This window comes from Clostridioides sp. ES-S-0190-01 (assembly GCF_020658275.1).
Taxonomy (GTDB): Bacteria; Bacillota; Clostridia; order Peptostreptococcales; family Peptostreptococcaceae; genus Clostridioides.
The window spans coordinates 296,166-310,993 of sequence record NZ_JACVWA010000023.1; the positions used below are offsets into that span (position 1 = coordinate 296,166).

Sequence of the window (14,828 nt, forward strand, 5' to 3'; positions counted from 1 at the left end):
TATAAGTAAATCTACTTATAGTCTTTATTTATGTATTCGCCATCAACACTATCAATAAGTTCATCTTCTCTAAAACATAACTCTATATTATTTACACCTCACATAAAACCTTATAAGAATTTATAGTTTTCATGTAATTATTTAAATAAAGTTGTATATTATGTATTGATGTTATTCTCAATATTTGTATCACTGTACATTTTAGATAGTTAACAAAATTAATAAAGCACTTATATTATAAGCACTTTATTAGATTAGTATATATTAAAATATACTTTAACTATTATAAACTATAAACAGTTTCTTCATCTAATATTTTTTCAAAGTCTAATATTGGCATTGGTTTATAAAAGACAAACCCTTGAACCAAATCACACCCAATCTCTTTAAGAAACTCAACCTGTTCTTTATATTCAATACCTTCAGCAACAGTTATAATATTTAACTCTTTTATCATATGTATAATATTTTTTATTACTATCTTCTCTTTTTCTTTATTTAAACTTTCTTTAAAAAACATTGAGTCAAGCTTTAAAACATCAAATGGTAAATCCTTCAAAACACTTAGAGACGAGTATCCTTTTCCAAAATCATCCAAAGAACAAGTAAAGCCACTTTCATGTAGGTCATGTACAATTTCTAAAAGATGCTCTTGATTTTCAAAAGCAACACTTTCTGTAAATTCAATTTCTATAGTATTTTTAGGTATATTATATTTATTTTGTATACGCGAATAAGTTTCTACAAACTTAGCATTATAAAATTGAATCTTAGAAACATTAACTGAGATGGGAACAACTTGTTCATTTTCATCTAATCTCTTTCTAATCCATCTGCATACCTCTTCAAATACATATTGGTCTACTAAGCTAATAAAAAATTCCTTTTCTAATATTGGAATAAATATCGCTGGAGATATCACACATTTGTTTGGTGTCATCCAACGTACTAAAGCTTCTGCACAATCTATTTTTTGATTATGTAAATTAACTTTAGGTTGAAAATAAACAACAAATTCTCTTCTATCGAGTGCTTCATGTATTCTACTCTTAATGGTATTTTCTTCAATCATTTTTTTGCGAATATTTTCATTATAGAAAGCATACTTAGTACCAGGTTTATTCTTGACAGTCTTTTGTGCAAAATTTGCACGATTTATCAAGTCATCTATATTTAATTTTTCATTCACATCTTCAATACAACAAATTCCACTGACAATAGTAATACTATATTTATTTTTAATTTCATCTGTAATGTTAATCAACTTATCATCTACAATTTGTTGTCTTCTTAGTAAAGCTTCCTTATCTACATAACATCTTAATGCAACAAATCTATCTGCAATCTCTCTTGCAAATGTTTCATATTTTCCAATATCATCCATCATGAAATTAGAATAGCGTTTTAATATCATGTCCCCATAATCGTATCCAAATATATCATTGATATACTTAAAATTTTCAAAATCGATATAAAATATAGCAAATTTCTTGTCTTTATGTTTATAAATATACTGTTCTGCATCCAACTTAAACTTGTCTATAGTATTTGCTCCTGTAAGTTCATCTTTATATGCAATATTTTTTAAATCTACATTTAATTTTTCAAGTCTAATTAATCTTCTATTGTACTGCATAATCAATATAATCCATGCTACTATACCTACAATTGATATTATAATTATTAAAGTCATTAAGTAATCGCTTTTTTCTTTCGAATAATGTTCTATCTCAAATACTGTGTCATTTGCAATCTTAAAAAATTCTTCACTTGTTTGTAGTAACTGACTACTATCTTCTTCCATCCTTACTTTTTTAATTTCAATATTTAAATTTTCCCATTTTCTTTCTAATAAAGATAAATACTCGTTATATTTTTTACAATCAGTGACTACTAGACCATATTTTCCATGTCCTGTATTTAATTCATGTAAAATTTCATCGATATATTCTACTAGTTCATCATTTGGTTGAAAATTCATTTCTAATTTAGTTAGACGTTGACTCGCTCCACGAACAATACCAACATAATTAATCAACTTTCCATAATCTCCAATGTTGTGAATTAATTGAACAGAAATGTAACTTATAGAAATTAATAAAACAAATAAAACTAAGATAGTTATCTTTAAAAATCTCTTCATAAAATACCTCTATCCCCTATGTTTTCACGTTTATCAGATATTCTACAATTATGCTAACTAGGTTTTTATATGTTATAAATAATTAATATGATTTCTTCAATAAATTTTCTAAACATTTTTAATAACCAACTTAGTAAAATATTGTATAATCATTTTCTCAAATAACGTGTATTAAACCTTAATAAAACTCTCTTATTACTTAAAATATAGAAGATTTTATTCTACATAGTTTATTTTTGACATTGCATATTTTTGTAAATCATCATTTTTTCAAATTTTCCAATAGGTCTAGGTTTAGTTTCTGTTAACAAACTTTAGAACCTATATAAATACTATAATCATAATAGCTATTGCAAGTTTAATGTTTGTTTATTTTTATTCAAAATCTGCAATCTAAAATCTATCGTGACCTTTTTCCTTTTTTTCATTGTTATTAATCTAGGTTGTTCATTCTCCTTTGTAGGTGGTATTGAAAATATCAATGTGTTTTTTATAATCATACTTAATAAAATAATCACTCATAAGTCCATACACTTGTAAATGTTTTTCAAGTTTTGTTGTGCAAAGTATTTTTTATGTAAACTAGTTGAGAAATAAGGGTCTGTTTAATCAATTTCTACATTCTTTCTTTAGTGCATATGCTGGAGGTTTTATACGGATAAAATCAATAATTAGTAACAAAAATAGAAAAACGTTTTTTTAGAAGATTTTATTTTAATATTTAAACCACTCCTGAGAGATTATATAATAAATATATATCCATTGAATTATTAATATAATAACATAACCTTGTTCATGTATGTATTAGATTAATTGTATCAAAATAACTAATAAACCGCAAGTTCTAGCTAGTTTTCTTAAACCTTAAACATAGAATGATAAAATAAGATTCATCAAATAAGTTGTATAATAATAGGAAGTGTAAATACTTTGAAACACGAATATGGCTTGTATTATTTAATTTATGAATACTATGTATAGAGTATATTATTTGGACATTATAAAAAAGGGCAAACTCTACCATCTATTGAAACAATTTGCAAGCAATTTAGAGTTGCACCACAAACAGCTCGTACTGCTCTATCAAAAATACAAGATGCTGGCTATATTTCAATTAGAGTTAAACTAACTTCTATTATCATCTCTGAACAAGATGAAGAAATTCAAAAAAGTATTCAATTAATTACTTTTCAGCAATAAAGGAAACTGTTATAGATTTATACAAGTCTACAAAACTCGTCCACAGAAGTATTTAAATCAAAAAAAATCAGCCACTTTAAGGTGGCTGATTACATAATCATTATATAAAACACATTTGCCATAAAAAATAGACTTACTTATTAACTGCTTTTGAAGCATCATCTATCATCTTATTTAAAGATGTAAGACCACCATCATTTACATACCATGTTGGTGCATCTAAGTATATTATATTATCATTTTTATAAGCATCCATAGACTTTATTACGTCATTGTTTAGAACAGATTTAGCTGTTAAACCAGCTTTCACATCACTACCAGTAGCTATACCTCTATCTATAACAAACATAATATCTGGATTTTGTTTAGCTACATATTCAAAAGTAATATTTTGACCATGACTTGATTCCTTTATATTTTTATCTTTATTCTTAAATCCAAAACTATTATATAATATGCTAAATCTAGACTCTTCACCAAATACACTTAAATTCCCCTCATTTACCATAAGAGTTAAAGCATTTAAGTCTTTTTCTGTTACTTTTTTATTTAAAACTTCTATTTTCTTTTCAATTTTAACAAATTCTTGATTAGCCTTCTCTTCTACTCCAAATATTTTAGCTATTTTATTTATATTATTTTTGACAGATTCTAAATACTTCTTATCATCTTTACTTGTACTTATTGTTGGTGCAATCTTAGATAATTGCTCATAAAAATCTTCTTGTCTTCCATTTATTATGATTAAATCTGGATTTGTTGATTTTATACTTTCTAAATCTGGTTCTTTTAATCCACCTAAATCTGCATATTTTTCATCTTTATACTTTTCTAAAGATACTGGTAAGCTTGATTTTGGAAGTCCTACTAAACTCTCACTTACACCTAGTGCATCCATTGTATCTAGTGCTGAATAATCAAATACTACTACTTTTTTAGGCTTCAACTTTACATCTGTTTCTCCTAAGCTATGAGTTATTTTTATAGTAGCATTTGAAGCATCTAATGTTTTCTTATCACTTTTTTTACTCCCACCTAATGCAAATACTGCTACTAATCCTACTATAGCCACGGTTGCTATTATTGCTGCTTTTTTATTCATCTTAATGTCTCCCTCATTTTTTATTAATACTTGTCTTAGTTTAAATTTTGATTAGAAAATTCATAGATTTTTATCTATAGTGTTTTAAAAATAAACACATATTCTATTTCCATTTATATGCTTAATGTCAAAGTTCATTTCGTAAATATCTCCTAAAACTTTTTCATTAACTATTTCATCTGTACGACCTACCTTTTCAATTTTTCCATTTTTAAGTGCAACTATATTATCTGAATAGCATGAAGCAAAATTTATATCATGCATGACCAACACTATAGTCTTACCTAACTCATCACAAAGACTTCTAAGTACCTTCATCATTTGTACTGAATGATTCATATCCAAATTGTTAAGTGGTTCATCAAGTAATATGTACTCCGTATTTTGGGCTATTACCATTGCTATATAAGCTCTTTGTCTTTGACCTCCACTTAATTCATCCAAATATTTGTCTTGTATATCAGTTAATTTCATATACTCTATTGCTTCATTAATATATTTTTCATCCTCTTGAGTTAAATTTCCTTCACTGTATGGAAATCTTCCAAAGCCAACTAATTCTCTTATTGTGAGTTTTAAAGTTATATTATTAGATTGTTTAAGTATAGCTATTTTTTTTGCAAGTTCTTTATTGTTGTAAGAACTCAAGCTTTTTCCTTCTATCAATACTTCTCCACTATCACCTCCTATAAGTCTTGTTACTATTGATAACACAGTGCTTTTACCAGCCCCATTTGGACCTATAAAAGATGTTATTTTTCCTTTTTCTATATTAAAAGAAACATTATCTACAACATTTTTATTTTTATATTTTTTAAATATATTTTTTATTTCTATCATCTATTTGCCCCCTTTAATAATAATTGGATAAAGTAAATTCCTCCTATAAAATTTATTACTACACTTAATGTTGTATCAAATTTGAATATATGTTGTATAAAAAATTGACCTATTATTAACGTAATCATTCCTAGCAATATAGAACCTAAAATTAAATAGGTATGTTTATATGTTTTAAAAACTTCTCTAGCTATGTTGGCTAGTAAAAGACCTAAAAATGTCATAGGTCCAATAAGTGCTGTTGATACTGAAACTAAAATTGCTATTAGGATTATCATTTTTTTTACTACTTTATCAAAATCTACACCTAAATTAATTGCTTGCTCTCTACCTAATGATAGTACATCTAAATATTTTATATCATCATATATAAAAGGTATTGTTGCAATAACTATTATAAATGCAATTAACAATACATTTGTATTTATATTATTTAGACTAGCCATTATGCTAGTTTGTAGTGCTAGAAATTCATTAGGGTCTATCATTACTTGAATAAATGTTGTTGCACTTTTAAATAGAGTTCCAAATACCATTCCTACTAGGATTAAAAAGAAAATATTATTTTCTTTTCTTTCAAACAATGCCCTATACAATAACATTGAAGCTACAATCATTATAGTCACATTAATGATAAAATTATAATTTTCATTTGTAATGAGATTACTGCTTGCTCCAAATATAAATACTATTATAGTTTGAATCATTACATATAAGGAATCTAATCCTAGCACACTTGGTGTTAATATCTGATTGTTAGTAATTGTTTGAAATACTACTGTAGTAAATGCTATACATCCTCCTCCAAGTATCATTGCAAGTATTTTTGGTATTCTTTGTGATAATGCATAATCTAGATTATTCATATCTATTCCATAGGTTAAAAAAAGTGCCATTGATATCAAGAGTAATGCAGTCACTAAGTAAATTTTTTTATTAAGACTAAGCTTCATTTATATTCCTCCTTAGTATTAAGTAAAGGAATAGTATACTTCCTATAACACCAACTGTAAGCCCTATAGATATTTCATATGGATAAATGATAAGCCTTCCAAAAATATCACATATAAGTACAAATAGTGCCCCAAATAATCCCGTATGCCATATACTATCTCTTATATTGTCACCCATATACAAAGATACAATATTAGGAACTATTAGACCTATAAAAGGTATATTACCAGCAGTAACAACTACACATACTGTAACAAGAGCTACTATTATTAAACCTACATTAACGACTTTTTTATAACTTAGACCTAGGTTAGTTGCAAAATCCATCCCCATCCCAACAACAGTAAATCTATTTGCATAAATATATGCTACTATTATGAGAGGTATTGTTATGTATAATATTTCATAATTTCCTTTAAGTATCATAGAAAAGTCACCTTGCATCCAAGAACTTACATTTTGACTCAAATCATATTTATATGAAATAAAATCAGTCATAGAACCTATTATATTTCCAAACATTATACCTACTAATGGCACGAATATTATACTTTTAAACTGTAACTTCCTTATTATTTTCATGAACATAAATGTTCCTATAAGAGAAAATATAAATGCTATTATGGTCTTCGTGAAAATCGATGCACTTGGTATTAAAAGCATACAAATTACTATACCAAATTGAGCCGCATCTATTGTTGCTCCTGTAGTAGGCGATACAAATTTATTTTTACTTATCTGTTGCATTATAAGGCCTGCTATACTCATTCCTATACCTGCAATTAATATACTTATTAATCTTGGTATTCTACTCATGACAAATATCATAAGTTTATGCTGATTTTTTGCAAATATATGCATTATGTTTATATCTTCTGCTCCTATAAATAAGGAAAAATAAGATAAAATTATTATTCCTATAATTAAATATCTCTTTTTCATTCTCCCTCCTTAATTTTTTTACTAAAAATGATAATTATTATCATTTCTTTTTACATTTTATCAATAATAATTATCATTGTCAATATGTATATATATTTGTTTTTTTATATAAAAAATGTTACTAGAATTAAAAATTCTAGTAACATTTAAATTTAATCTAAACCATATCTCATATATAAATCTATATATATGAATGCTTCTTATTAAATATAGTATTTTCTACACCTAATTTAATTACTATCTTACTTTAGTATCTCTTTAAACACTCTATAAAAGTTTCCACTCGATATTAGATTTATATCACTTTTTTTATATCCTCTTTTTTCAAGCTCTACTATTATATTTTTAGCTTCATATGTACTTTTAAGCCCATCTACACTTGGATTTTTGGAATTTTCTTCAGTAAAAGAACCTATAGTCTCTTCTCCTAGATAATCGCTAAAATCAAAACCAAAAGATACATGCTCTATACCTATAAGATTCACCATATAATCTATATGGTCAACTAAATGTATTAAATCTTGCTTCTTAGGATTAATATTGGTAAATGCTCTAAAGCTATTTATTCCCACTAATCCACCTGTTTTTGAAATTTCTTTTAATTGATTATCTGTAAGATTTCTTTTTACATCACATAGATTCTTAACATTAGAATGAGATGCTATAACTGGTTTACTTACAACAGACATCAAATCCCAAAATGATTTTTCATTTAGATGTGATACATCTATTAGCATACCTAATTGTTCTAACTTATCTACTGCTTTTTTTCCTATTGCAGTTAAGCCTCTGTTTTCATCTCCTAAACACCCTGTAGCAAGTTCATTCTGCTCATTCCAAGTTAATGATGCATGTCTAGCTCCAACTTCTTTATAATAATATTCGATTAAGTCTAAATTTTTTCCAACATGGCTTAAACCTTCAAGACCAATTAAAATATTTATTTTATTCTCATTTAGACCTTTATTTATATCAGAATATTTTTTTACTATGTTTACAATATCCTTCATATCTTCAATTTCTTCTTTTACACATTCTATTATCTGCTTAACTCTCTTTTCAGGCTTTTTATCATATGGTGGGTCTATCCATATTACAAAAATAGCCCCTTCAATATTTGCTTTTTTAAAATTTTCAAGATGGATTCTTCTAAATACATCTTTCTCTCCATTAATTCTTCTTATCGTTACATCTGACCAAGTATCTGAATGTCCATCAAAAATCATGACAACCTCCAATTAAATAAAATCTTTTTCAAACGTTTGTTTTTCACTCTTTACAAAACTTATATTAAAATATTTCCTACCAAAAGACCAAAATAATTACCAACTATATAACCAAATGTTCCAACTATAAGTATTGGCCCTACTAACTTAGACCACCCTTTTGATATTGCCATAGCTGCTGCTGTTGTAGGTCCACCAATATTTGCATTAGATGCAAGAATAGCTTCTTCCAAGCTAAACTTAAATATTTTGGCAACTGTAAATGTAACTAGCATGTTTATAAGTACCATTATTCCACAATATAAAAGTAATAATGGTGATTTTTGAATTATTAATGGGATTGAAGCAGGAACACCTACTACGACAAAGAAAATGTAGATTAAAAATGTACCCAGCTCTTGCGCTCCTTTTATATCACTAAAGAAATTAGGCATAAAGGTAGCAAACATCATAGTTAAAGTAGTTATTATTAGATATTGATTGCCAAATAAAGTATTTAACATTGCTAAAAATGGATTTGATGTTGGTATTATAGCTTTAAACCAACCTGACAATTCTACTGATACTGCAACTATTATAAAAGCACTACCAATGGCTATTGCTATATCTTTTAAAGATATTTCTTTTCTTCCCCAATAATTTGCTGCTATTGTTTCGCCTTCATTTACACCTATGCTTTCCATCTCATCTACATGTGGATGTTTAAAATGTTTTCTAAAAAATCCAATAGATGGGATAGCTATTAAAACAAAGAAATATAATGCCATTAAAAGATTATCTGCTACAACAGTTGCTGATACCAATTCTCCAGGTGCATCAAATGCTCCTGACATAGCTGCAAAGTTTACATTTCCACCTATATAAGAACCTGTCATCATAGCTGCAACAATATTTAAATCTGGTACTGCATTTTTTAATGCCAAGAATCCAATCATAGCTCCAAGTACAGTTCCTATAGAACCTACAAGAAATATTACAAGTAATCTTCCACTTTCTTTCCATATCTTTTTGATATTACATTGATATAACAACAAAGCTATGGCTAAAGGGACAACATAACCCCAGACTTGGTCATATACAACAGACTCTACTGGTATAATATTTAGATTTGATAATAACATTGCTCCTACAAGAGCTATTATTGCTCCTGATATTTTTGATGCCCAACTATACTTTTGCTCTAAATAAATACTAAATGCTGCCCATCCAGTTACAATTGCCCACAATACCCAAATATTATCAGGACTTACAAAACTCCTCATCTCAACCGCCTCCATTTCATTAAATTAAAATATCAGTATTAATATTCAATATATTGAATATTAATACTATTATAATTCATCTTTTCAGAAAATTCAATATAACGATGTAAATACATGCATTATATAACTTTTATTTTATTTTATTAATTTTGAAAACTATATATGTTATAATCATGTTTGAGGGGGTTTTTATCTAATGGACATAGATGTTGGAAGCAAAATTAGAGCTCTTAGAAAATCTAAAAATATAAGTATAGCTACCTTAGCAAAAGAGTCTGGTTTAAGTACAGGTTTAATAAGTCAAATTGAACGTAATATGGTTGTTCCATCAATTATAGCAATGTGGAAAATATCAAAAACGCTTGATGTAAACATAGGTTATTTTTTTGATGATATTGGGAAGGATAATTCTAATATAGTAGTAAAGAAAAACAATCGAAAGAAAATAGTAACTAACGATTCTACAAAATTTTACGAGCTTCTTGTTCCTAATTTAATTGGAAAAAAAATAGAATTTATACTTGTTACATTAAATGGACATACAAAAAAAAGTAATGAATTTGTTACACATGAAGGAGAGGAATGCGGATACATAATAAAAGGAAAAATGAAAATAACACTTGGTAATAAAGAGTATATATTAGAGGAGGGTGACAGTTTTTATTTTAACAGCACTATACCACATATATATGAAAACTGTGATGCTGATGAATGTATTTCCGTCTGGGCAATGACTCCACCTTCATTTTAATATATGCAGCTCTTGTTTAAATATAAATTAATAAAAATCTGAAATAAATTAGTATGATAAATTTTATCCTAATTTATTTCAGACTTTTCTAGTTTATTGGTTATATATTGAGTAGACAACTTTCATCTAAAATTTCAGATAATATTTCCTCAGTTCCACTCATTCCATCAAATTTACTTGATATAAATGTGTTTTTTATTTCATTTTTATTTATATCACCATGCTTCAATACATAAGCTTTATTTGAAATATCGAGCATCCCATAATCCATAATAGAATCCCCAATTGCATAAAAACTTTCTATTCCTAATTCTTTGGTTAAATATTCTATGGCATTTTCTTTTGAGATTTTTTTTGGTATAAAATAAATTTTTCTACCACTCACATACAATCTCCAATTTTTTGATTCTAATATATTTATATACTCCCTAATTGAATCTAAATTAAATTTTTTAAAATCTACAACTATATAAAAAAATGTATCCTCTGCAACTTTAAAATTAGTTATTCCTTCTACATTCAAATAAATTTTAAATTTATCTACCATGCTTTCAATAGGCTCATAGTCAGATTTTAATTTGTCTATCTTTTCACTCCATGATTTCAATATTTCATTATCTTTAAGTATAACTCCTCCATTTGAAGTTATACTCCATGGAAAGTAAATACCATATTTATTAAATTCTATACGCTTAAACTGCTCTATTGTTCTAGTAGTAGTTGGTACAAACATACCATAGTACTGTATTTGTTTTATTAAATTTATAGTATTTAAAGATATATAAGAGATTTCTTTCTCTTTATAGATTTCTATATTGGTATATCTCTTATTAGTATTTAAAAATTTATCAGAGTAAATAATACTCCTGTCTAAGTCTGAAAAAACAATCATTCAGCATTCTCCTGTCAAATATATTTTCTAAACATCTTTCATATTCTTTATTATGCCACAACACTTGTAAGCTTTTAAATCTATTTTCTCAACTTCAACATTTTTTTCTTTTGCCAAAATAAATATATGCTCTAAAGATTTATCATTTAAGTCTTTAACAAGTATCTTATATGGAACTCTCCTAAGTAAAACTCTTGTTGTTTCTCCTACCCCTGGCTTGATAAAGTTGATATCTTTTATATTGTACTTTTCCTTTATATTTAAAACATCAAAATAACCATCTTTAGTTATAATATCACTTTTCCATTTTTCAACTTCATCAGATATATTTTCAAATTGGTTTTTGAAACATGCTTCTATAGTTTCTATATAATTTATAGACTCATCTTTATCCTTTAAATGGCTATAAAACTTAGCACCATGAAAATCATCCTTACCAATCAAATCTTCTCTTAGCACAGTTCTACTCACTAATCCAGAAACAGTTGAGTTTAAACATGCACTTGGTATTAAAAAGTCTTCTCTAATTCCATAAAGTCCAGAATATCCAGCAGGGTCAGCTAATACAGCAAGTGTTGAATCAAAATTCTTTTTAAATTTAATTTTAAGCTCATCACATGCTTTTTCTAGCTCCCTTGATATTGTTCCCTTGCCAGTCCATCCATCTAAAAATTGTATGTTTGAATTTGGATGACTACTTATTATATATTCAACTGCATTCATATCTATTCCTTTATCTCTTATTATAGATATTGTATAGTGAGGTAAATTTAAACTATACTTATTTTTTAGATATCTTTTTGCTAAAATACCAATTGGTGTTCCTGCTCTAGCAAGCGAAACTAGTACAACATCATTTCCATTTTTTTTAATTATCTTTTCACACATAACACCTATAGAAAATGCAAGTTTATTCTTATTTTCTTCTAGTTTATCATGATATAATTTCAGATAATCTTCGCTAACCTCATACTCTATTGGTATCATTTCCGAATAATGTCTACCATTTTGTATTTTTAACTCTCTCTCTTTGTTTCCTTCTTCTTCAATTAAATTTGATATATCTTTTAATAAAAAGATAACATCATCTTTAGAATATGTGCTAAATTCTCTCATATGACTCAACTCCTATCTTAAAACTGTGATATATTTTATCGCAATAAAACATTTTAGCTACAACATACTATAGTCAATTTTTTTATACTTGTATTTTTAATTATATCAATAAATTCCAGATAAGAATTCTCACTTTTATCTAACTCAACAAATAAATAACACTCAGAAAAATTATGTCTGTCTATGTTGTAAATGTAATTTTGAACATCTAAATTATAAAAACTCTTTAATTTAAACTTACTTCTAATAGGATAATTATTTTTATCAATATTAATTATTGGACTTCTAGTTGTTGAATGATAGTATATATCACATTGATTTTCTTTTTCTTTTGCAAATAACATAGGTATATACATAAATTCTTCAGTGCCTAAAAATAGAACCTTTTCTGCTTTCTTTTTTAAAGATTCTTTACTTTCTATAACTATTTTTTTACTTTCTCTTTTTATAATTTCTTTTAATTTAATTTGTTCTCTTTTGTTAATTCCAAACCTACCTGTATATCTTATATATTTTTTATTTCCAATATAATCTTCTAAATCAACATTGATATGATTTACTATTAAATTTATTTTATCATCCTTCATAATACTCAATTTACTAATATTGTAATTATCATTGTAATTTGCAACAATATCTTCATTTATATCAAAATTAAAGTCTCCTTTAAATAAATACACAAATTCTATTTTACATCCAAGTTCTATTTCTAGACTACTAATTCTTCTTAAATTTTCATCACTTACCCAATTAAGTATAGAACATATAGTATATATTTTTTTAGGATAGATACTTTGAATCTTTCTGATTATATTCATACATGTATTAGCTGTAGTAATTTCATCATCTACCAAAATTACTTCATCGCCAAATTTAAAGTTGTCTAGCATTTCAAAATATAAATTTTGGTCTGTTGCATGAGAATGTTCTTCTAAAAAGTCTAAATTTTCTAGCTCATCAAATTGCTCTCTAGTGGTATGAATAAATTCATAATTTCCAGATAAGTAATCAAAAAAGCTATGCCCAACGGCTGTCCCAGTTTCTGCAAAAGCTATTACAGTTCCATTTGATGCCACCTTATTTTTTTTATTATAAATCGTAGCCATTAGTTTTCCTAAATTATCCATTTCACTTGGCTTACAAGCTAAATGTTTTCCAAGTTTTTTTGATATAAATAAAAAACGTCTTTTGCTGTTATTTCTTATTCCTATATCTAAAAAATCATTTAAATCTAAGTTCAATGGATTATCAACAATGTCAATCTCACAATTAAAATTTAAGCAATTCTTCATAGTCTACTCCTTTATTTAATACACCATATATTTTAGATAAAATCAATGTTTTTTTAGCCCATAAAAAATGAGGATTAGTTTCATTCATTCTCTCACCTAATATGCCTTTACTCACACCATATTTACTATTTGTACTATCAAGTATCTCTAAAGCATCAGTAAAATCTTCATATGATACTGCAGACAAAGCTTGTACAATTTGAATTTGCATTGGATGAATTACTGTCTTTCCAACTAATCCATGAAATTTATCCAATAGTATTTCTTCTATATACTTATTTCTTATCTCTTCATTTGTCATATCAAAAAATTCCGATACACCTCCACTTATTGGTATATCTATCTCTGGTCTTTGAAGATATGTAATTATATCTAATATAAAAGAAGAACAAATTAAATTATTATATATAGAAAAATTTTTATTTCTTCTTATACCATACATACCTAATATGTCAGTTAGACCTATTCTAATACTGAGTATTCTTGATTTATATCTTAAAATAGTATTATATAAACTACTGAAGCTTAATTCTTTGTTTTCTTTATATATGAATTCTCTTGTTTCTATTATTGGAATAACATACATATTTTGAAGACCTATAGAATTCAAAACTTCTATACAGTTTTCAATTAACTCAGAATTTGCTTTAGGAATCAATATTCCTGTTATTGTATTATTGTTTTTAATTATAATATCTTTAATTCTTAGCAATTGCTCTACATCTTTTATTCTCACAAAAATTAATGGTATACCATCTTTATTAGTTATATTTTCATTGCTAATATTTTTCAAAATCAATTTAAGATTTTCTATAGCCTCAGATTCTCCATTTGCCCCAACAGCATCTTCTAAACAAATAGCTAATGGTCTAACTCCCTTAACATCACCTATAATACTTTTATAAATCATGTTATATTGAGTCGCTGGAACGTATAAAAAAGCACCTAGTGCATATTTCAGTACATCTTTTTCAGTATTGGCATTAAAGTCTTCTGGCACTTTCAAAAAAATTTTCTCTAAATCCTCTTTGCAGATATAATCGAAATATTTCAATGTGTGGCCTCCTCATATACATAGAAAGGGCCAACTTTATCAAAATTAGCCCTT

At 26.5% G+C, this 14,828-nt stretch carries 13 protein-coding genes; 2 read left to right on the forward strand and 11 right to left on the reverse strand.

Annotated features, from left to right (window positions below):
* Positions 1-283 precede the first annotated feature (283 nt).
* Entirely contained in the window at positions 284-2,143 is a 1,860-nt protein-coding gene (locus IC214_RS09065; RefSeq protein WP_227866512.1) for a GGDEF domain-containing phosphodiesterase, read from the reverse strand.
* Positions 2,144-3,127: 984 nt separating this feature from the next.
* Here IC214_RS09065 and IC214_RS21165 point away from each other — a divergent pair.
* Positions 3,128-3,343, forward strand: coding sequence for a GntR family transcriptional regulator (locus IC214_RS21165; RefSeq protein WP_227824258.1), 216 nt, complete (start codon positions 3,128-3,130; stop codon positions 3,341-3,343).
* Positions 3,344-3,476: 133 nt separating this feature from the next.
* Here the strand turns inward: IC214_RS21165 and IC214_RS09075 are convergent, their stop codons facing one another.
* The 6 genes from IC214_RS09075 to IC214_RS09100 all read right to left on the reverse strand — a co-directional run bounded on the left by IC214_RS09075 (position 3,477) and on the right by IC214_RS09100 (position 9,669).
* Positions 3,477-4,445, reverse strand: a complete 969-nt coding sequence (locus IC214_RS09075) for a siderophore ABC transporter substrate-binding protein (RefSeq protein WP_227834546.1) — start codon at positions 4,443-4,445, stop codon at positions 3,477-3,479.
* Positions 4,446-4,529: 84 nt separating this feature from the next.
* Positions 4,530-5,285 carry an ABC transporter ATP-binding protein gene (locus tag IC214_RS09080; RefSeq protein WP_227433112.1) on the reverse strand — a complete coding sequence of 252 codons (756 nt, stop codon included), beginning with the start codon at positions 5,283-5,285 and terminating at the stop codon, positions 4,530-4,532.
* Entirely contained in the window at positions 5,282-6,238 is a 957-nt protein-coding gene (locus IC214_RS09085) for an iron chelate uptake ABC transporter family permease subunit (protein ID WP_227855802.1), read from the reverse strand. Before IC214_RS09085 ends, IC214_RS09080 begins: the two co-directional genes overlap by 4 nt.
* Positions 6,228-7,181 (reverse strand): ABC transporter permease, encoded by a 954-nt coding sequence (locus tag IC214_RS09090; RefSeq protein WP_227823793.1) that lies wholly within the window; start codon positions 7,179-7,181, stop codon positions 6,228-6,230. The genes IC214_RS09085 and IC214_RS09090 overlap by 11 nt, the downstream gene beginning before the upstream one ends.
* A gap of 242 nt (positions 7,182-7,423) precedes the next feature.
* Entirely contained in the window at positions 7,424-8,407 is a 984-nt protein-coding gene (locus IC214_RS09095; protein ID WP_227433108.1) for a dipeptidase, read from the reverse strand.
* A gap of 59 nt (positions 8,408-8,466) precedes the next feature.
* Positions 8,467-9,669, reverse strand: coding sequence for a DUF819 domain-containing protein (locus IC214_RS09100; protein ID WP_227433106.1), 1,203 nt, complete (start codon positions 9,667-9,669; stop codon positions 8,467-8,469).
* A gap of 196 nt (positions 9,670-9,865) precedes the next feature.
* Here IC214_RS09100 and IC214_RS09105 point away from each other — a divergent pair, with 196 nt between their 5' ends.
* Positions 9,866-10,420 carry a cupin domain-containing protein gene (locus tag IC214_RS09105; RefSeq protein WP_227866513.1) on the forward strand — a complete coding sequence of 185 codons (555 nt, stop codon included), beginning with the start codon at positions 9,866-9,868 and terminating at the stop codon, positions 10,418-10,420.
* Positions 10,421-10,520: 100 nt separating this feature from the next.
* Here the strand turns inward: IC214_RS09105 and IC214_RS09110 are convergent, their stop codons facing one another.
* From IC214_RS09110 to IC214_RS09125, 4 genes are read right to left on the reverse strand one after another with little or no spacing between them, the layout of a single operon-like run.
* A complete protein-coding gene (locus tag IC214_RS09110) occupies positions 10,521-11,312 on the reverse strand; it encodes an HAD hydrolase family protein (RefSeq protein WP_227866514.1) in 792 nt (263 codons plus the stop codon).
* A 27-nt stretch (positions 11,313-11,339) separates the two neighbouring features.
* Positions 11,340-12,428, reverse strand: coding sequence for a cysteine protease StiP family protein (locus IC214_RS09115; RefSeq protein WP_227866515.1), 1,089 nt, complete (start codon positions 12,426-12,428; stop codon positions 11,340-11,342).
* A gap of 53 nt (positions 12,429-12,481) precedes the next feature.
* The gene (locus IC214_RS09120) at positions 12,482-13,720 is read right to left on the reverse strand and encodes a phosphoribosyltransferase family protein (RefSeq protein ID WP_227831092.1); all 1,239 of its coding nucleotides are present in this window, start codon (positions 13,718-13,720) and stop codon (positions 12,482-12,484) included.
* Entirely contained in the window at positions 13,698-14,774 is a 1,077-nt protein-coding gene (locus IC214_RS09125) for an HpcH/HpaI aldolase/citrate lyase family protein (RefSeq protein WP_227836085.1), read from the reverse strand. The genes IC214_RS09120 and IC214_RS09125 overlap by 23 nt, the downstream gene beginning before the upstream one ends.
* Positions 14,775-14,828: the final 54 nt, after the last annotated feature.

Excerpts from the sequence above, each read along its gene's own strand:
- IC214_RS09065 (WP_227866512.1), bottom strand. The coding sequence starts at position 2,143 with ATGAAGAGATTTTTAAAGATAACTATCTTAGTTTTATTTGTTTTATTA.
- IC214_RS09075 (WP_227834546.1), bottom strand. The coding sequence starts at position 4,445 with ATGAATAAAAAAGCAGCAATAATAGCAACCGTGGCTATAGTAGGATTA.
- IC214_RS09080 (WP_227433112.1), bottom strand. The coding sequence starts at position 5,285 with ATGATAGAAATAAAAAATATATTTAAAAAATATAAAAATAAAAATGTT.
- IC214_RS09085 (WP_227855802.1), bottom strand. The coding sequence starts at position 6,238 with ATGAAGCTTAGTCTTAATAAAAAAATTTACTTAGTGACTGCATTACTC.
- IC214_RS09090 (WP_227823793.1), bottom strand. The coding sequence starts at position 7,181 with ATGAAAAAGAGATATTTAATTATAGGAATAATAATTTTATCTTATTTT.
- IC214_RS09095 (WP_227433108.1), bottom strand. The coding sequence starts at position 8,407 with ATGATTTTTGATGGACATTCAGATACTTGGTCAGATGTAACGATAAGA.
- IC214_RS09100 (WP_227433106.1), bottom strand. The coding sequence starts at position 9,669 with ATGAGGAGTTTTGTAAGTCCTGATAATATTTGGGTATTGTGGGCAATT.
- IC214_RS09105 (WP_227866513.1), top strand. The coding sequence starts at position 9,866 with ATGGACATAGATGTTGGAAGCAAAATTAGAGCTCTTAGAAAATCTAAA.
- IC214_RS09110 (WP_227866514.1), bottom strand. The coding sequence starts at position 11,312 with ATGATTGTTTTTTCAGACTTAGACAGGAGTATTATTTACTCTGATAAA.
- IC214_RS09115 (WP_227866515.1), bottom strand. The coding sequence starts at position 12,428 with ATGAGAGAATTTAGCACATATTCTAAAGATGATGTTATCTTTTTATTA.
- IC214_RS09120 (WP_227831092.1), bottom strand. The coding sequence starts at position 13,720 with ATGAAGAATTGCTTAAATTTTAATTGTGAGATTGACATTGTTGATAAT.